This is a genomic window from Nesterenkonia haasae, from assembly GCF_010119385.1.
GTDB lineage: Bacteria > Actinomycetota > Actinomycetes > Actinomycetales > Micrococcaceae > Nesterenkonia > Nesterenkonia haasae.
In genome coordinates, this window is sequence record NZ_VFIE01000036.1 from 1 (window position 1) to 17,574 (window position 17,574).

Sequence of the window (17,574 nt, forward strand, 5' to 3'; positions counted from 1 at the left end):
TCTATGTTGGTCGATTCCATGACGCGCGCAGTGACCGCCGAGGCTGAACAGGAGGCCGCAGGTGCCGATCTGGTGGTATTCACTTCTCCACTGTTCGATGTGGAAGAAGGTGCTGAGCGAGCTGACGGCAGCCATTATGGGGACACCGTGCTTGCTGATGGGATCGAAGCGCTGCCTGGCGTAGCGCAGGCCGAGGCCATCCGCAGTGCCTTCCTCTATCGCCAGGTTGAAGGAGACGACTACTTCACCGGAGTAGAAGTGCGAACCATGAGCGCGCTGCAGGACTACGAGCTCACTTCCGGAAACCTGCCGCAGGCAGCAGATGAAGTCCTGTTGAATTCGACGTCGGCCGCGTCCCTGGACCTTCAGCCGGGAGACACGTTCGTCCACTCTGACGGAAGTGATGCTGAAGGCGCTGAGTACACTGTCGCCGGGGTCAGCGCTGAGGGGGGCCAGCCCAGCGGTTGGCTCACGGCGGAAGGCCTTGAGGCTATGAGTGATGTGTGGCCGGAGCAGATTAGAGTGTTGCTCCCAGAGGCAGATCACGGCCGTGAGGAGGCCCAGTCAGCGGTTCAGCAGGACATCGGGATGGTCATTCAAGACCTCGTGGAGGCTGGCGAGTTGCCGATGCTCGCAGAAGAAGGGTCCTCGGGTACGTGGCACGAGGGCCAATTCGGCAGTTCCTTCGAAGGCGACACCTACTCACTGGACGTGTTCACGCACGGTCAGGTCGTGGAATTGTGGATCGCCGAGCGCACCGGAGACGCCCAGACCATGCAGTGGATCGCCTTTGGGTTCGGCGGCATTGCAGTCTTCGTCTCGGCTCTGGTGATTGCGAATACTTTTCAGGTCATTGTGGCCTCCAGGCTGCGGACCATGGCGCTGGTTCGCGCTGTAGGCGGTACGGCGGCTCAGTTGCGGCGAGCGACCTTGTTCGAAGGCGTCCTTCTGGGTCTGCTCGGTGGTGCAGCGGGTGTGATGATCGGCTGGGGCATCGCTCAAGGGGCGGTGCTCATCCTCAACCACGTCAACGATGGCATTCGCGAAATACCCCCCGTACTCCCGACGCCGCTGGCGGTTGGTATCGGCCTCGGGCTCGGTCTGCTGATGGCAGCCGGATCAGCGCTTCTGCCGGCGCTCAAGGCGGGGCGAGTCTCACCCATGGCCGCCCTGCGGCCAGCTGAGGTTGAAGAACCCGAACGAGGCGCCTCACGCATACGCATCGGCCTTGGTGCCGCTATCACCGCCGTGGGGTTGGGGGCCGTGGTGTATGCGGCCACCACCAATCCTTCCACCGTTTACTCAGAGGACGCATACCAGGTCTTCAACACCGACCCGATCACGAGGCTGCCCCTACCGGCCCTTGGTGTGCTGGGGGCCCTCGTCGGGTTTACTGGCGTGCTGATTCTCGCCAAAGTGGTCATACCGCGCATCGCCGCGCTGCTGGGCAATATGCTCTCCCGGCTCGGCGTGGCGCGCGTTGCCACGAAACTTGCAGGCGAGAACGCCCGGAGAGTTCCGGGCCGCACCACAGCTACCTCCGCCGCGCTGCTTGTCGGCATCACACTGGTGATGACCATGACGGTCGGCGCTGCGACAGCCGAGAAACTGCTGCAGACGGAGCTGTCAGAGACACAGCCGCTCGATGGACTCGCCACCACCCTGGATGAAGGCCTGGCAGAGGATCTGCGCCAGCGCGATGTGATCGAGACGGTCCGCGAGACGCCCACAATCCACGTTCAGACCGATTCCGGCACGGACTGGTCAGCTTTGATCATGGAGTCAGCGGTATTCGACGAGGTCGCCCACCTGCCACTGGCAGATCTGACCGATGGTGGAACCGTGGGATTCGTCGGAACCGATTTCTGGTCAGAGATGCCCAGCAGCGCAGAGACTGGGGTGGTCACGCTGAGTCCAGTCGGATCAGATGTGGCACATGATTTCACCGTCGAACTGGCGTTCTGGGCGCCCAGTGATGCGGTGCTGCTTCCTGAGACTGCCGTGCCGGAAGGCTGGGAGATCTCAGACGAACTTGGAATGATGGCCCGGGTCACGGAAGAAGCGACTGCAGAGGAGATTTGGGCTCTGCAGTCCGAGATCTCCGGAGAGCACGGCACCGGCCTGGGTCTCGAAGGGGCCGCCTCACGCGCCGAAATGTCTGGATTCATCGACACCGTGCTGCTGGCGGTGATCGCACTGCTGGGTGCCAGCGTATTCGTGGCAGTGCTTGGTGTGAGCAACACGCTTTCGCTGTCTGTCTTTGAGCGCCGACGGGAGGGTGCGCTGCTGCGCGCCTCAGGAATGACCCGCGGTGCGCTGGGCGCCACCATCAGTATCGAGGCTCTCCTACTGGCGGCAGTGGCTCTCATTATGGGTACTGGGCTCGGCATCCTGTTCGGCTGGGCAGGGGTCAGTACCTTGGCTGCAGATGAGGACTGGGCAGTCACTGCGCAGATCCCTTGGCTGCGGGTCGCGGCGGTGTGGGGGGTCACGTTCCTGGCCGCGCTCGCGGCAGCGTGGTGGCCGGCTCGGAGACTTTCCAGAGTTCAACCTGCTGCTGGGTTGAGTCATGCGGCGTGAGCGCGCTACTTGACCGCACCCATAGAGAGTCCGCGGACCAGTTGTTTCTGCGCGAACCAGCCGGCGAGCACCACCGGCAACGAGGCCAGAACGCTGGCGGCTGAGAGCTGTGCCAGGAAGAGTCCCTCGGAGGTCATGGTGCTCATCAGGTAGATCGGGGCAGTCGCCGCGTTGGCGGCGGTGAGGTTGAGAGCGAAGAAGAACTCGTTCCACGCAAAGATCACGCAGATCAGTGCCGTGGCGGCGATGCCTGGAGCCACCATGGGGATGAGCACCCGCCGCATAGTGCCCACCAAGGAAGCTCCGTCAATTGACGCCGCTTCCAGGACCTCTCCTGGCACCTCCAGGAAGAACGAGCGCATCATCCAGATCGCGATCGGCAGATTCATTGCCGTGTAGAGGATGATCAGAGTCAGGATGTTGTCCAGCATCCTGATCTGCCCGGCGATCACGTAGATCGGCATGATGACCGCCACAATGGGCAGCATCTTGGTGGAAATGAAGAAGAACAGGGCGTCTTGGGTTCGCTTGATCGGTCGGATGCTCAAGGCATAGGCGGCGGGAACCGCGAGGAGCAGCACCAAGAGCGTGGACCCCGCCGTGGCGATCACCGAGTTCAGGAAGTACGGGCCAGCGTCTGAGCTGAGGATGTTTCGGTACTGGTCAAACGTCGGCTCAAAGAAGAAGGACGGGGGCGAAGACGCCGCGGCTGACTCCTGTTTGAAGCTTGTCAGCACCATCCACGCTACCGGGGCGAAGAACAGCAGCGCCACCACCCAGGTGAAGGTTGTCAGCAGGCTGCTTCTGCGGGGTCCCTTCGGTGGCCGCGTGGTCACCTTTTTCACACGGGGGGCCTGTGCGGTGTGCACTGTGGCGGATGCGGTCTCTGGTGGGGCTGCGACGTTCATGACTGTTCCTTCGCGTTCAGGCCGCGGAAGATCAGCCGCAGCGCCAACAGGGAGATGATGATGGTGGCTATCACGGTGAGAACACCCATGGCGGCGGACTGGCCAATGTCGAAACCGAGGAAAGCTCGTTGGTAGATGTAGAACGGTAGGTTGGCGCTGGCTGTTCCGGGGCCTCCTGCTGTCATCAGGTAGATGTGGTCAAAAGTATTGACTACGTAGATCACGCCGAGCAGCACGGACAGTTCGATGTAGAACCGCAGGTGCGGCACAGTGACAAAGCGGAATGTGTCCCATGTGCTGGCGCCGTCCATAGAGGCGGCTTCGAGCACATCGCGCTGCTGAGACTGCAGTCCGGCCAGCAGCAGCAGCATCATGAACGGGGTCCACTGCCAGACCAGGGCCACCACAATGGAGAACAGGGGGTATTGGGAGGTCCAGTCCACAGGAGGTATCCCGACGAGGCCGATCATCCAGTTCACCAATCCGTAGGAAGGGTTGAACATGGAGATCGACCACAGCATGGCGCCCGCGACCGGCATGATCAGAAAAGGCGTGATCAATAGGGTACGCACCACCCCCCGGCCGGCGAACGGTCGGTCCAGCAGCAGTGCGAGTCCTAGTCCCAGTATCAGTGCGGCAAAGACACATCCGAAAGTGATCAGGACGGAATTGAGGGCGGCGGAGCGGAATGTCGAATCAACGAAGATGTCTGCAAAGTTGGACAGCCCAACGAACTGTTCGCCTTCGGGCCGCAGCAGGTTCCGTGAACGCAGCGAATACCAGATGGTCAGCAAGAAGGGGATCTGGGTGCAGACAATAACAAAGATCAGCGCCGGCAGCAGGGGCGCTCGTCGCCGCCACCCTTCGGCCCGTGCAGCGGCTTTGCGCGCACGCAGCTCTTCTGCGGACTGTGTCTTGGGTGGGCGCGCCGGAGTTGTGGTGGTCATTTCAGTTCCCCCATCCATAGGTTCGTGCAACCGACTCCGCGAAACGTTGTGATTGATCCAGCGCCTCCTCCACGGTCTGCTGTCCAGCGATCGCAGCCGAGAGCTGCTGGCCGACGCGCGTGCCTAGGTCTTGGAACTCGGGAATCGCAACGAACTGCAGCCCGTCGTAGGGCACCTCATGCACCATTGAGTTCTGCTGAGTGGCGTTCTCCATGGAAGTCAGGGTCGGCTCTGCGTAGTGACCGGAAATGTCCGCATATTCGGGAATGTCATAGGTGGATTGTCGCGATCCGGGAGGAAGGGCCTCCCAGGAAATTTCGTTACCCACCAGTTGGAAGTAGTCCGGGTGGGTCATCCAGGTGATGAAGTCCCAGGCGGCCTGCTTATGTTGTGATGTTTCTGGGATGGCTAGGCTCCACGCGTAGAGCCACCCGGAGTAGTCGGTCTCCATCACCGGTGCCAAAGCGTAGTTGGTGCTTCCCACCACAGTGGATGATCGGGGGTCTTCGATACCGGAGACCATCGCGGAGGCGTCGTACCACATAGCGGCGTTGCCCTGATTGAAGTGCGTCATGCATTCGCCATAGCCGGAAGTGGCGGCACCGGGTTGGCCCCAGGTGCGCAGGGTGTCGACGTATGTGCTGACCGCCTCGACAACTTCTGTGGAGTTCAACATGGGTTCCCAGTCGGTGTTAAACCACTGTCCGCCGAAAGTGTTGATCACGGTGTTGATAGGGGCCAGGTTTTCTCCCCACCCAGCGAGCCCCCGCAATGCGATTCCGGAGAAACCCTGCGCCGGGTTGTGCAGTTCTGCGGCGAATTCCCGGATCTGATCCCAGCTCGGCTGTTGGGGCATCTCGAGACCAGCCTCGATGAAGAGATCCTCGCGGTAGACCAGGAAGCTCGATTCTCCGTAGAAGGGCACTGCGTGCTGACGGCCGTCGTAGGACAGGGCCTCGCGAATGGTCGGGATAAAATCGTCGTCGTCGTATCCTGAGGTCTCTCCGATGTATGGTTCCAGATCGGCCAGCCAACCTCTTTCAGCCCAGATAGGGGTTTCGTAGTTGGAGATCATCACGACGTCGAACTCGCCACCCCCCGAAGCCACAGATGCTGTGATCTTTGCCCTCGCCTCATTCTCGGGCAGCGAGACGAAGCGGACGTCAATATTCGGATGCTGCCGGTGGAAATCGCTGATGAGGCTCATGGCATCCTGCATCTGTGGATTGGAGACAATGGCGACGACGATCTGTTCGCGACCGCCACGTCCTGTGGTGCCGCAACCGGTCAAGCTGAGAGCTGCGGCTCCGGCAGCGGCACCGAAGCCTGTGGTGAGCAGACTCCGTCGGCTCATCCGGTGAGAGATTCCGGTCATAACTTTCCCGTCCTGATCTGCGCGGCGGCACGGCCACGGGCGTATCATCATCATTCACAGAACGCTCATATGAGCGCCCCGGTATGCTCAACTGTTAAGTGACTCTAGTCATAGTAGGCTCGAATGAGCAAGGTGTGGGCACTTAGCGAGCAAGGACGAAGGGTGAATATGTCTCAAAAGAGCGACATACAGCTCATGGCAGAGCTTGCCACGGAATATTTCCTGCAGGGACATTCCAAGGTCGAGATCGCCACGGCTCATGGAATCTCGAGGTTCCAAGTCGCAAGGCTGCTGGAGCGAGCCCAAAACGAAGGAATCGTTCAAATCCGCGTGGTGAATCCCTTGGACGCGGGGGAGGATCATGCCGATCTCGCGGCAAGGCTGGGCGTTTCCTCAGCGACAGTAGTCACGCCCCGCACGGGCGAGACTCTCCGCTCTGCCTTGGCCCGACAGGCAGCTGGCGTTCTTCAGCAGAGACTGCATGAGGGTGCTCGGCTGGGTGTGGCGTGGTCGCGAACGCTGATGCACCTTCCGGAGCATTTACAAGCACTTCCCCGCGTTGACGTGGTTCAGCTGGTGGGGCCGCTATCCGCGCCCGGAACCTCAGCGGCAGCGTCCTCCGGTCTGGTGCATGCCTTGGGCTCCTTGGCCGGTGGTCAGATATGGCCGCTACCCACACCACTGATTGTGGAAAGCGACGCGGTGGCCGCGTCCTTGCGTGCCATGGCTGAGGTCAGGGCGGCGCTAGAGGCTGCCGATGATCTGGACGTGGCAGTGGTCTCGGTGGGTGGAGGGGGGGAAGGAGCCTCGACTCTTCGGGCGAGATTCACCCCTCAGGAGCAACAGGATGCGGTCGAGGCCGGGGTCGTAGCTGAATGTTCCGGAATCCTAGTCACAGCGAATGGAGAAATAGCGCGTTCAGGCATGGAGAACAGGGTGATCGGGGTGCGGGCCGAGCAGCTCCGCAGCGCCCGAGTCATCGCTCTCGCGCCTGCGCAGGATCACCCGGAGGCCGTGATTGCAGCAGCACGGGCTGGATTCGTTGATGACCTCGTGCTTTCTGACGACCTGGCTCTCCGGGTGAAGGCTGCCCTCGACTAGAGCACTGGATGCTCGTTTGAGCACACTAGAGCGCTCATATGCCAATATGTTGTTACTATGTGGGGATGGTCACCCTCAACAGCGCAACAGTTTCGCAGATTGACGTCCCCGGGCTGCACCTCCCTAGCTACCCCCTGGAGGATCGCCGCGTGGGAATCGTTCACTTCGGAGTCGGCGGGTTTCACCGGGCCCACCAGGCGTTGTATCTCGATCGCCTCTTCTGCAGTGGGCATTTGCCGCAGTGGGCTGTCTGCGGAGTTGGGCTCATGCCTGGCGACGCTGCCATGCGGGACGCCCTGAATGCCCAGGACGGTCTCTACACGCTCACTGCCAAGGCGCCTGATGGGTCCCGTGACTCCCGTGTGATCGGTTCAATTGCTGAGTTTCTCTATGCGCCGGATGATCCGGCGGCTGTGCTAGAACGACTCTGCGACCCTGCTGTGCGTATCGTGTCGCTGACCGTGACCGAAGGCGGCTACAACTACAGCCCCACCACAGGGGAGTTTCAGGACACGACGCCGGCTGTCGCCGCGGACCTCGCGGCCAACTTTGATGCCGGCGACACCCCGAGCACAATGTTCGGCTACGTGGTCGAGGCCCTGCGGCGGCGGCGGACCAAGGGCGTGCCGCCATTTACCGTATTGTCCTGCGACAACGTGCGTGGCAATGGCAACCTCGCCCAGCGCATGGTGATTGCCTACGCAGAGCGCAAGGACCACCAGGCTGCCGAACCCATTGCCGGATGGATTGCACAACACGTCGCATTTCCCAACACAATGGTCGACAGAATTACCCCAAGAACATCAGAGGCGGACCGTCATATGGTTCGCGCCGATTACGGAATCGAAGACGCTTGGCCAGTGGTGAGCGAGGACTTTCTGCAGTGGGTGATTGAGGACAACTTCCCGCAAGGTCGGCCTGCCTTCGAGGAAGTAGGCGTCCAGATGGTGGAGGATGTCGAACCCTATGAACTGATGAAGCTTCGCCTCTTGAACTGCAGTCATCAAGCTATCGCATACTTAGGTCTCCTGTTGGGCCACACATACGCCCACGAGGCGGTTCAAGACTCTGATCTCGCCTATTTCGCCCGGTATCTCTACATGGACAGGGAAGGTACTCCTGCTGTCCCGGAGGTGCCGGGAATCCAACTGGATGAGTACAAGGAGCAACTGATGTCCCGGTTCGGCAATGAGCATGTCCGGGACACCCTGGCGCGGTTAGCTGAAGAGTCCTCGGATCGTATTCCTACGTGGTTGGTGCCGGTCATACGGGAGAATCTCGCCTCCGGGCGTGATGTGAGCGGGTCGGCCGCCATTGTGGCTTCCTGGGCGCGTTATGCGGAAGGAGTTGGGGAGAATGGGGAGAGGTGGCCCGTAGCCGACAGACTCCGTGACCAGGTGATGTCTGCTGCAGCCCATCACGGTCGCGACCAACTCGCCTTCATTCGTCAAACTGAGTTGTTTGGGAATCTCGCCGAAAATCCCGACTTCGCAGAGCCCTATATAAGTGCCTTGACCACCCTGCGTGAACGAGGTGCACGGGCTCTGTTGAGAGACCTGATCCAGGCCACTTAACACCAGGGAAGCCTGTACGAGAGACTCGTACAGGCTTCCCTGGTGTTCTTGCTATGGGGTCAGAGAACGACCACCAAAATGATGATGATAATGATAATGGTCAGCAAACCGCCGCCGATGTAAATTCCGCCACCGCGCATAATTGATACTCCTTGTGTAATTGGGTGCTTAAATCAAACCTTGGCTATGCCGCTAGGACGCGGCTCGTGTAATGCCCCGCAGGACAAACAGTGCGATCACCACGATGATGATCGAAAGGATCACACTGCCCACGATGCTGATGATTTCAGTAAGAAGCCACCAGGCAAGCCAAATGAAGACGATTGTGAGCAGAATCGTAATGATAATTGACAGTGCATTTCTAGCCATGTCTCCACACTAGGAGGCCATCCCTGGGCGTTTCCTGTATAGAGGCACTATGTCCAGTGTGAATACAGATAAAGGCGGCGGAAAGGGTGAAAATCACCGCTTTCCGCCGCCTTTATCAGCTGTCTGCAGATTCTAAGTCATGACGCCGCACATGGGCGCCGACACGCTATTCTTCGGAGTCTGCGAGTGCCTCAACGTCGTCAAGCGTGGCATGTGGAGTGTGCTCAGGAATGTCTCCGTTGAGCCGCAGACCAGTCTCTACGTCAAACAGATGCACAAAATCGGGCGAAGGTTTGATGTAGACGTGCTCACCCTTGGAGGGAGGCCGCCGTCCGCTGACGCGGACGATGAGGGGCTGGAAGGTGTGGACATCCTGCGGGGTGCCGTAGATGTATGCGTCTGCGCCGAGCTCCTCCAGGACGTCGACAACCATGGCCATGCCAGTGTTGTCATCCGAGACGTTCATGTCCTCTGGGCGGATGCCCATGATGACTTCGGATCTGCCCATGAGGTCCACTCCGGGGACTGAGATGCGCTCGTTGCCCACCAGGAGTTGTCCGCCTTCTACCTTGGTCTTGAACAAGCTCATCGCGGGAGAACCGATGAAGCCGGCCACGAACACATTGGCAGGAGTGTCGTAGAGATTGCGAGGGCTGTCGACCTGCTGAAGCACGCCGTCCTTCAACACGCAGACACGGTCGCCCATGGTCATCGCTTCCACCTGGTCGTGCGTGACGTACACCGTGGTCGTCTTCAGCTCGCGGGTCAGGGCGGCGATCTGGGTGCGGGTCTGCACGCGCAGCTTGGCGTCCAAGTTAGACAGCGGCTCATCCATGAGGAAGACCTTGGGGCTGCGCACGATGGCGCGGCCCATGGCCACGCGCTGACGCTGACCACCGGAGAGAGCTTTAGGCTTGCGATCCAGATAGGCTTCGAGGTCGAGGATCTTAGCGGCATCCTGTACTCGCTTGGCGCGCTCCTCCTTGGAGACGCCGGCGATTTTGAGAGCGAAGCCCATGTTTTCGGCAACTGACATATGCGGGTACAACGCGTAGTTCTGGAAGACCATCGCAATGTCCCGGTCCTTGGGCGAGACGTGAGAGACGTCCTCGCCACCAATCAGAATGCGACCTTCGTTGACTTCTTCGAGGCCGGCCAGCATTCGCAGTGCGGTGGATTTGCCACAGCCGGACGGTCCGACCAGCACGAGGAACTCGCCGTCGGCGACTTCCAAGTCGAGCTGATTGATGGCAGGCCGCGCGCCAGGCGTATATATGCGGCTCGATTGGTCATAGGTGACAGAAGCCATAGTGGTTCCCTTTCACGGGCAGGTACGTGCCCGACGATCCGTAGTGAAGGTGTACAGTCCACGTGAGCTGCAAGTGTGTTACGTCTCACACAGACGACAGAATCACACCACATCTCGACGCCTAAGTCCACTTGTGACGCCCGTTACGGAATGCGGTTGCCGACTGAGAGGCTTGATTGGAAGCAGAAAATGCCCCCTCCTGCTGGCAGAAGGGGGCATCGAATCAAGTTGTCACCGGACCGCTAGTGTCCGTCGTCGTCAGGGTCGTGGTGGGCGGCTCCACTGCCCCATGTGTCGGGACCATGCTCAAGGTGGTCCAATACGCTGGCATCGAAGTCGTCCGGCAGGAGATCCCGGTATTCCTCGAGGGTCCCATCCACCACTGTGGCGTTGAACGACTCCTCAGTGCCGTCCACCGTCACAGTCACCTCTTGGAGGGATCCGGGGCGTGAATCAATCGCGGAGACGACCAGCTCTTCATCATGTTCAAGGTTGACTGCCTCACCAGGCTCAAGGCTCAGGTCCAGGGTGTCTCCGGCGATTTCGATCGACACCTCAACAGGGCCCTGCGCAGCGGGATTGGTATGCGAGGCCAGCCCAATAAGCCGTGCCGGACCGTTTTCTTCTCCGGCGACGAGCACCATATGCCGCAGCGCCACATCCTCGGTGTCGAACATTGTGCCGTCCGACCCAGAGTAAACGTGTGTAGTCGCCTGATAGTTGATGGCTGAGCAGCCTGTAGCGCCAAGGGCGCCGATCAGGACAGCTGCCGCAGCTGCACGACGAGCCGGGGAGGTGTACTTCACCGCGGAAACTCCTTCAAACAATGTGTGCGCGAACCGATAAGACCAGACTACTCGATCCCCACGGAATTCTACTTTGCGTAGAAGAAATATTGCGCGGCGAACCCTAATGCTGACCATGCCATGTGGTCCAGCGACACGCCGATGATTCCCCTGGCGTGATAAACTGGTCTGCGGGAAAGGGGAATAATTACATGAATTTTGAAGTCGGCGAGACAGTCGTTTACCCGCACCACGGTGCAGCCACCATTGAAGAGGTGGAGATGCGAACTTTCAAAGGTGAGGAAAAAACTTACCTTACCTTGCGGGTCTCCGAAGGTGATCTAACTATTAAGGTCCCTGCGGACAACGTCGACTTAGTTGGCGTTCGTGACGTAGTGGATGAAGAGGGACTGCAGAAAGTATTCGGCCTGCTCAGGGCTGAGCACACTGAAGAGCCGACCAACTGGTCGCGACGGTACAAGGCCAATGTGGAGAAGCTGGCTTCCGGCTCCATCCACAAATTGGCCGAGGTCGTGCGTGATCTCTGGCGGCGTGAAAATGACCGTGGTCTTTCCGCCGGTGAGAAGCGGATGCTCTCACAGGCTCGCCGAATTTTGGTCTCAGAGCTGCGTCTGGCCAAGGAGCTCGAAGAGGAAGACGCTGAGAACCTGCTCGACGACGTCCTCCGCGAGGCAGCTCCTGCTTCTGCATAGGCAGATACAGAAGACCACTTAGAATTCCATATATGACTCAACGCCCGGATGACGCTGTGCCCTCACGCATGGACCGTCGCCGGGCGTTGGTCATTGTGGCGGCAGGATCCGGCACGCGCCTGGGGCACGGCATGCCCAAGGCAGCGGTTAAGATCACGGACCGTACGGTGCTGGACCATGCCCTGGACGCCATCACAGCTGACCTGGCCTTAGATCTGCTGGTGCTGGTGCTTCCCCAGGACACCGATTCCCAACAACATCTGGTCGCAGCCAGTGAGAACCTGAATCATCGCTGCGGCGCCGTCGTCACTGTCACAGGAGGAGCCACGCGCACCGAGTCAGTCGGCTCTGGGGTGCGGGCTGTCGAGCAGCACGCCGAGCTGGAATCCTGGACTGGTGCTGTTCACGTGTTGATTCACGACGCCGCCCGAGCTCTGACACCCGGATCCGTATTCGAACGAGTGCTCAGTGCGCTCGACGCTGGGGCAGAGAGCGTCATCCCGGCGCTCCCCGTCACCGATACGATCAAGCGAGTCGACGGTTCGGAGCGCGTCACCGAGACCGTGCCGCGTCAGGACCTGCGTGCCGTACAGACACCTCAGGGCTTCACCCTTGAGCTACTCCAACGGGCTTTCACTCATATTCGCGACCTCTCGAAGAGGGATGCCGCGGCGCTCACTGATGAGGCCATGATCGCCGAAGACCTCGGAGCAGCGGTCACCGTGGTGGAAGGCCATCCCCATGCGCTGAAGATCACCACCAGTATCGACCTCACCACCGTGCGGGCTGTGATCGCCGAACTCGCAGACCATAGCGAGGACGACGCTGCACAGGAGCGGTCGCTCGGTCCCACAACAACTTCGGTTCGGGAACATGACCTATCGATACTGGAACTGGCGGTCCCCAGGGTGGGGATCGGCCACGACATCCACGCCTTCGCCCCTGCCGAAGAGCCCACAGAGCTGTGGCTCGCCGGACTCCACTGGCCGGGTGAGCGCGGCCTGAGTGGCCATTCTGATGCCGACCCGGTAGCACACGCAGCCTGTGCGGCACTGTTTTCCGCTGCAGGTATGGGAGACCTGGGCACGCACTTCGGTGCCGACACCATCGGCACCAGCCGAGCCCAGTACAAGGGAGCCGGCGGCGTCGTTCTGCTCGCTGAAGCAGCACGGATTGTCCGGGAGGCTGGTTTCCGGATCGGTAGTGTCACTGTCCAGTTCATCGGCAACCGTCCCAAGTTCGCAACGCGTCGGGAGGAGGCCCAACAGGTCCTCAGTGAAGCGGCGTCGGCCCCGGTGGCCGTGTCGGCCACGACCTCTGACGGACTTGGCTTTACCGGCCGGGGCGAGGGCATCATGGCCACTGCCACTGCGGTCCTGTACTAATCGCAGCGGCTTTCTCACCCTGAGCCGGTAAGGTATGGCCCGTGGCCCTGAGACTCTACGACACCAAAACTGCGCAAGTGCGCGACTTCCAGCCCCTGGAGCCGGGAAAGGTGTCCCTCTACTACTGTGGTGCGACTGTTCAGGGGAATCCGCATGTCGGTCACGTCCGGTCAGCGGTCGCCTTCGACATCCTGGCCCGTTGGCTGGACGCTTCAGACTATGAGGTGCTCAGCGTTCGAAATGTCACCGACATCGATGACAAGATTCTTGAGAAGTCCACTGCGTCCTACGCTCCCGACTTCGAACCAGACGCCGACTACCCGGCTCGCGAAACGTGGTTCGCCCTGGCCTACCGATTCGAGCAGGCGTTTCACAACGCATACGATGCGTTGGGCGTCCGCCGGCCCAGCTATGAACCCCGCGCCACCGGACACATCACCGAGATGCATGCGCTCATCCAACGACTGATCGAGGTCGGTCATGCCTATCCGGCACCGGACGGTTCTGGAGATGTCTATTTCGACGTGCGATCCTGGTCGGCCTACGGCGAGCTGACCCGACAAAACCTACAAGACATGCAGGATGCGCCCGATGCTGACCCGCGAGGCAAACGCGATCCCCGTGACTTTGCGCTCTGGAAGGGCCACAAACCTGGTGAACCGGAGACCGCTGCCTGGGATTCGCCGTGGGGCCGTGGCCGCCCCGGTTGGCACGTGGAGTGCTCAGCGATGTCCACCAAATACCTCGGAGAGACGTTCGACATCCATGGCGGTGGGCTGGACCTACGGTTCCCCCATCACGAAAATGAACTCGCTCAGTCCGCGGCGGCAGGTCACGGTTTCGCGCGGTTTTGGCTGCATAACGGCATGGTGACATTCGAGGGGGAGAAGATGTCCAAGTCGCTGGGCAACACCATCTCTCCTGACGAGATGCTCGCAGCTGCCCGGCCCAAAGCAGTTCGCTACTTCCTCGGCCAAGCGCACTATCGCTCGCAGCTGGTGTACAAACCCGGTTCACTCCAGGAAGCGGAAGCTGCCCTAGAGCGCATCGAGCATTTCCTCGACCGCGCACTGGCTCAGGGTGCCGAGGGCCCAGCCCACGCAGATCTCCCCGCAGAGTTCTGCGCCGCTATGGATGACGACCTCAATGTTCCCGCCGCGCTCGCTGTGCTGCATGAGACGGTTCGGGCAGGCAACACAGCCCTAGACAATGGCGACGCGGACGTGGGGGAGTTGCGCGCACTTGAAACCGCGGAAATGCTCCGAGTCCTGGGGATCAGTGAGGTCCCTGAGCCCCGGTCCTCCGCCGGCCCTGCCGATGCAGCCCTAGGGAAGCTCGTGGAGACAATGCTCAGCAGCCGTGCCGAAGCGAAGGTCTCGAAGGACTTCGCCCGAGCAGATGCCATCAGAGACCAACTCGCCTCTGTGGGTGTGCACATCGAAGACACCCCGCAGGGCACACAATGGTCAGTAAAGAGTGGAGTGTGACCATGCCGAAAGATTCTCGACCCAAGAGCTCCGCAGTGCGGAAAGAACGCAAGGGCCCGACCAAAGGAACCGGTGGTCAGGGCAAACGTCGCCTTGAAGGTAAAGGGCCTACGCCTAAAGCAGAGGACCGCGTCTACCACAAGGCTTACCGCCAGAAGCAACTGGCGGAACGAGCCGCCTCCAAACGCCCCCAAGGCAGAACACGCACCTCCGGGTCCGGATACGGTGCTGACGACGTCGTCGCTGGTCGGAACTCCGTGGTAGAAGCGTTGGCCGAGCAGGTGCCGGCCAAACAGCTGCTCATCGCCAGGGACATCGAAACCGACGGGAGGGTCCGGGAGTCTCTCGAACACTGCGCCGCCCATGGGATCCGGGTCAAGGAGGTCAGCCGCAGACAGCTCGACACCAGCACTGGCGATGCCGTGCACCAGGGGATCGCGCTGGTCCTAGAACCTTACGAATACGCTGACGCCATCGACATGAGCAGCGAACTGATTGAGGCCTCGGCTAAAGGCCACATCCCCCACCCGCCGCTTCTCGTGGCCTGCGACTCCATCACCGATCCCCGCAACTTGGGCGCCATACTGCGAGCCTCTGCTGCATTCGGTGCGCACGGCGTCGTGATTCCGGAACGGCGCAGTGCGGCGGTCACGGCCACAGTGTGGAAGACCTCTGCCGGCGCCGCAGCACGTATTCCGGTGGCCAAGGCCAAAAACCTCACGCAGACTCTCAAGGACGCTCAGGAGCAGGGGTATTTCGTCGCAGGCCTCGACGGTGACGGCGATACCGACCTACCGAACCTTAACCTCGCTGACCAGCCACTGATGCTCGTTGTCGGCTCCGAAGGCCGGGGCCTCTCACGGCTCATCCGTGAAACCTGTGATGCGATTGTGTCGATTCCGATCGCCGCGAGCACAGAATCGCTCAATGCTTCCATGGCCGTTGGAATCAGCCTCTACGAAGTCTCGACTCTGCGGCAGGGGGCTCGAAGGCAGTGACCCAGCAGTCCCGGATTCGAGGAGAAGAGCAGCCCGGGTTCTTAGACATCCTAGGCAACTGGCTGCCGAACCAATCGTGGTTCCCCGCCCCGCGAGGCCGCCGCGCTTTGACCCGAATCGGTGGTCTGCGGCTCCCTACTCCTGAAGGCGACGCCGATTCGCAACTGTTTCTCGAGCTGCACCTTTTTGAGGTGGCGAACACCGAAGATCCTGATGGTTCACCCATCACCATATCTGTGCCGATAGCCTTGCGTTCCCGTCCCTCCGCCCTGGCCGGCAAAGCTGCGTTCATTGGAAAACTCAGTGCCCGTGACGGCGATGAGTGGTGGGTTTATGACGGAGCTCGCGACAGGGCATTCCTCGCTGCTGTCCTCGAGATGGCGCGGCGGCAACAAGGCAGCCGCAACGGGCGTTCCCGCGGACAGGCATATGCAGACTTCGCTGAGCATGAGGCATTCACCTTGGATTTGCGCAGACAGCCCGCCGAACCCATACTCCCGCACAGCACTCGAACCCTGGTTCAGCCGACTGGTGCCGATGAGTCGGATTGGCAGCAGAAAGTCATCCTAGATTTCCCGCGACGCCCCGCGTCACGGCGCGAGTTGCTCCTCGAGACAGTGCACACATTAACAACGGCTCATTCCACCGCGGTATCGCGGGTGCTAGGCATCGTCACTGGGGCCTGGGAGGAACGGGTACCTGGTAGCGATTGGAGTGGCGCTGAGTGGGTCACGGGTGAACTGGTTGTCATCAGAGAAGCCGGAGCCGAAGCTCCGGAAGCCCTGACATTGGCCCGTGAATCACTGAAGGCTGGCGACTCGTTCGCCGAAAACGCCCGGCACCTCGGCAGGCTGCTCGGAAACTTCCACGCAGACCTGGCGGGCGCATTCGGCGCATACCCCCAGACCAGCGATCAGCTGAAGGTCTCCGCGACGGACGCGCAACAGGCGCTATTGGCCCAGTGGCGCAAGGTGCGCCAGGAGTTTGACGAAGACGAAGCCGCTGATCTCAATGAGGTTATCGACCTGATGAGCATGCAGCTTCGGGACGCTGACGAGCCGCTTATGTTGCAGCGCATTCACGGCGGCCTCGGCTTTTCCCAATTTCACCGGATGGCCTCCAACAAGTGGGTGGTCAGTGAAGCAGGTGGTTTTGTAGAGCACGCACCTGGTTTCAGAGACGTCACCACGACGTTGATGTCGCTGGCCAACATGGTCATGGAAGCGGCCAGCGAGACGCCGACTCCTCAAGAGTCCGAGACGCTCTCCACGAGCAACCAGTCAGATTCAGATAAGGAAGCCCCCTCCGCCAGTGACTCTGAATCGCCGAAACCGGTGAACTTTGGGCAGTGGTACGAAGAGTCCTCGGCTGAATTTCTGAAGGGCTATCGGGGATCAGACGCAGACAGTGGCGCGGTGGACTCGGTGTTTTTCCGCGCAGCTATGTTGACCGAAGCACTCGAGCTGTTTTCCCGTTGGGAAGGCCGCTGGGTTTTCCGTCCCTCGATGCTGCTTCAGGCCGAAAACTAGGCGGGTTTACGCGGAGTTTACATTCGTCGGAAACTGGTGCTAGAGTAACTATCCGCGCTGCATTGCGAAGGGAACTAACCCGGAGCTACGGCGCAAACCAGGACCAAAAGGTCCGATCTTCTATCCAACAGGAACTGAAAATACCGAGTTGACACTCGGAAGACAGTTCCGGTAAGATAGGAAAGTTGCTCCGGAGCGATTCAGAGGGTTTCTTCTGATGGTGCCGGCGGCAGTCGTAGCTTGAGAACTCAATAGTGTGCCAAGTTTGTTGAAAACCAATTATTTACATTGGTTATGGTCGCAGGTCTGTCACCCCCGTGATAGATAACTGCGACATTAGCCATGGATTATCCAACAACTTTAGATTTTCTGGTCCTGTGAGGCTCCGTTTTTCCGGCGGGGTTGGACCAGTTATTAATGTTGTTGTTTCTCTATTAATTTTTTGATGGAGAGTTTGATCCTGGCTCAGGATGAACGCTGGCGGCGTGCTTAACACATGCAAGTCGAACGATGA

At 60.3% G+C, this 17,574-nt stretch carries 14 protein-coding genes and 1 rRNA gene; 9 read left to right on the plus strand and 6 right to left on the minus strand.

The window, feature by feature from the left end:
- Window positions 1-2,580 (plus strand): FtsX family ABC transporter permease (locus tag FH975_RS16045; RefSeq protein ID WP_235928806.1); only part of this gene is annotated, 2,580 nt, incomplete at its 5' end.
- A 5-nt stretch (window positions 2,581-2,585) separates the two neighbouring features.
- Here the strand turns inward: FH975_RS16045 and FH975_RS16050 are convergent.
- From FH975_RS16050 to FH975_RS16060, 3 genes are read right to left on the minus strand one after another with little or no spacing between them, the layout of a single operon-like run.
- Complete coding sequence (locus FH975_RS16050; RefSeq protein WP_162322187.1) at window positions 2,586-3,488, minus strand: carbohydrate ABC transporter permease; 903 nt, start codon at window positions 3,486-3,488, stop codon at window positions 2,586-2,588.
- Window positions 3,485-4,435 carry a carbohydrate ABC transporter permease gene (locus FH975_RS16055; RefSeq protein ID WP_153079042.1) on the minus strand — a complete coding sequence of 317 codons (951 nt, stop codon included), beginning with the start codon at window positions 4,433-4,435 and terminating at the stop codon, window positions 3,485-3,487. Before FH975_RS16055 ends, FH975_RS16050 begins: the two co-directional genes overlap by 4 nt.
- A gap of 1 nt (window position 4,436) precedes the next feature.
- A complete protein-coding gene (locus tag FH975_RS16060) occupies window positions 4,437-5,810 on the minus strand; it encodes an ABC transporter substrate-binding protein (protein ID WP_235928807.1) in 1,374 nt (457 codons plus the stop codon).
- A 168-nt stretch (window positions 5,811-5,978) separates the two neighbouring features.
- On the opposite strand from FH975_RS16060, the gene FH975_RS16065 reads away from it, so the two are divergent.
- Together FH975_RS16065 and FH975_RS16070 are read left to right on the plus strand one after the other, a co-directional pair.
- Window positions 5,979-6,911: a sugar-binding transcriptional regulator gene (locus FH975_RS16065; RefSeq protein WP_235928808.1), complete on the plus strand. Its 933-nt coding sequence runs from the start codon at window positions 5,979-5,981 to the stop codon at window positions 6,909-6,911.
- Between the two features lie 65 nt (window positions 6,912-6,976).
- Window positions 6,977-8,485: a mannitol dehydrogenase family protein gene (locus FH975_RS16070; RefSeq protein WP_162322189.1), complete on the plus strand. Its 1,509-nt coding sequence runs from the start codon at window positions 6,977-6,979 to the stop codon at window positions 8,483-8,485.
- Window positions 8,486-8,677: 192 nt separating this feature from the next.
- Here FH975_RS16070 and FH975_RS16075 read toward each other — a convergent pair whose 3' ends face one another.
- From FH975_RS16075 to FH975_RS16085, 3 genes are all read right to left on the minus strand, one after another.
- A complete protein-coding gene (locus FH975_RS16075) occupies window positions 8,678-8,854 on the minus strand; it encodes a hypothetical protein (protein WP_153079039.1) in 177 nt (58 codons plus the stop codon).
- 166 nt (window positions 8,855-9,020) lie between these two features.
- Window positions 9,021-10,163 (minus strand): ABC transporter ATP-binding protein, encoded by a 1,143-nt coding sequence (locus FH975_RS16080; RefSeq protein ID WP_162322190.1) that lies wholly within the window; start codon window positions 10,161-10,163, stop codon window positions 9,021-9,023.
- 242 nt (window positions 10,164-10,405) lie between these two features.
- Window positions 10,406-10,969: a hypothetical protein gene (locus tag FH975_RS16085; RefSeq protein ID WP_162322191.1), complete on the minus strand. Its 564-nt coding sequence runs from the start codon at window positions 10,967-10,969 to the stop codon at window positions 10,406-10,408.
- Window positions 10,970-11,160: 191 nt separating this feature from the next.
- Here FH975_RS16085 and FH975_RS16090 point away from each other — a divergent pair, with 191 nt between their 5' ends.
- From FH975_RS16090 to FH975_RS16115, 6 genes are all read left to right on the plus strand, one after another.
- On the plus strand, window positions 11,161-11,661 hold the full coding sequence (locus FH975_RS16090) for a CarD family transcriptional regulator (protein WP_153079036.1): 501 nt from the start codon (window positions 11,161-11,163) through the stop codon (window positions 11,659-11,661).
- 32 nt (window positions 11,662-11,693) lie between these two features.
- Window positions 11,694-13,046 carry a 2-C-methyl-D-erythritol 4-phosphate cytidylyltransferase gene (gene ispD, locus FH975_RS16095; protein WP_235928809.1) on the plus strand — a complete coding sequence of 451 codons (1,353 nt, stop codon included), beginning with the start codon at window positions 11,694-11,696 and terminating at the stop codon, window positions 13,044-13,046.
- 41 nt (window positions 13,047-13,087) lie between these two features.
- The gene (gene cysS / locus FH975_RS16100) at window positions 13,088-14,533 is read left to right on the plus strand and encodes a cysteine--tRNA ligase (RefSeq protein ID WP_153079035.1); all 1,446 of its coding nucleotides are present in this window, start codon (window positions 13,088-13,090) and stop codon (window positions 14,531-14,533) included.
- A gap of 2 nt (window positions 14,534-14,535) precedes the next feature.
- Complete coding sequence (gene rlmB, locus FH975_RS16105; protein ID WP_162322195.1) at window positions 14,536-15,531, plus strand: 23S rRNA (guanosine(2251)-2'-O)-methyltransferase RlmB; 996 nt, start codon at window positions 14,536-14,538, stop codon at window positions 15,529-15,531.
- A complete protein-coding gene (locus FH975_RS16110; RefSeq protein WP_162322192.1) occupies window positions 15,528-17,060 on the plus strand; it encodes a maltokinase N-terminal cap-like domain-containing protein in 1,533 nt (510 codons plus the stop codon). Before rlmB ends, FH975_RS16110 begins: the two co-directional genes overlap by 4 nt.
- Before the next feature lie 442 nt (window positions 17,061-17,502).
- Window positions 17,503-17,574 (plus strand): 16S ribosomal RNA (locus tag FH975_RS16115); the annotation flags it as partial.

Bases quoted from the DNA above. Each gene is read 5' to 3' on its own strand.
- FH975_RS16080 (WP_162322190.1), bottom strand. From the start codon at position 10,163: ATGGCTTCTGTCACCTATGACCAATCGAGCCGCATATATACGCCTGGC.
- FH975_RS16060 (WP_235928807.1), bottom strand. From the start codon at position 5,810: ATGACCGGAATCTCTCACCGGATGAGCCGACGGAGTCTGCTCACCACA.
- rlmB (WP_162322195.1), top strand. From the start codon at position 14,536: ATGCCGAAAGATTCTCGACCCAAGAGCTCCGCAGTGCGGAAAGAACGC.
- FH975_RS16090 (WP_153079036.1), top strand. From the start codon at position 11,161: ATGAATTTTGAAGTCGGCGAGACAGTCGTTTACCCGCACCACGGTGCA.
- FH975_RS16075 (WP_153079039.1), bottom strand. From the start codon at position 8,854: ATGGCTAGAAATGCACTGTCAATTATCATTACGATTCTGCTCACAATC.
- ispD (WP_235928809.1), top strand. From the start codon at position 11,694: ATGACTCAACGCCCGGATGACGCTGTGCCCTCACGCATGGACCGTCGC.
- FH975_RS16070 (WP_162322189.1), top strand. From the start codon at position 6,977: ATGGTCACCCTCAACAGCGCAACAGTTTCGCAGATTGACGTCCCCGGG.
- FH975_RS16065 (WP_235928808.1), top strand. From the start codon at position 5,979: ATGTCTCAAAAGAGCGACATACAGCTCATGGCAGAGCTTGCCACGGAA.
- FH975_RS16055 (WP_153079042.1), bottom strand. From the start codon at position 4,435: ATGACCACCACAACTCCGGCGCGCCCACCCAAGACACAGTCCGCAGAA.
- FH975_RS16050 (WP_162322187.1), bottom strand. From the start codon at position 3,488: ATGAACGTCGCAGCCCCACCAGAGACCGCATCCGCCACAGTGCACACC.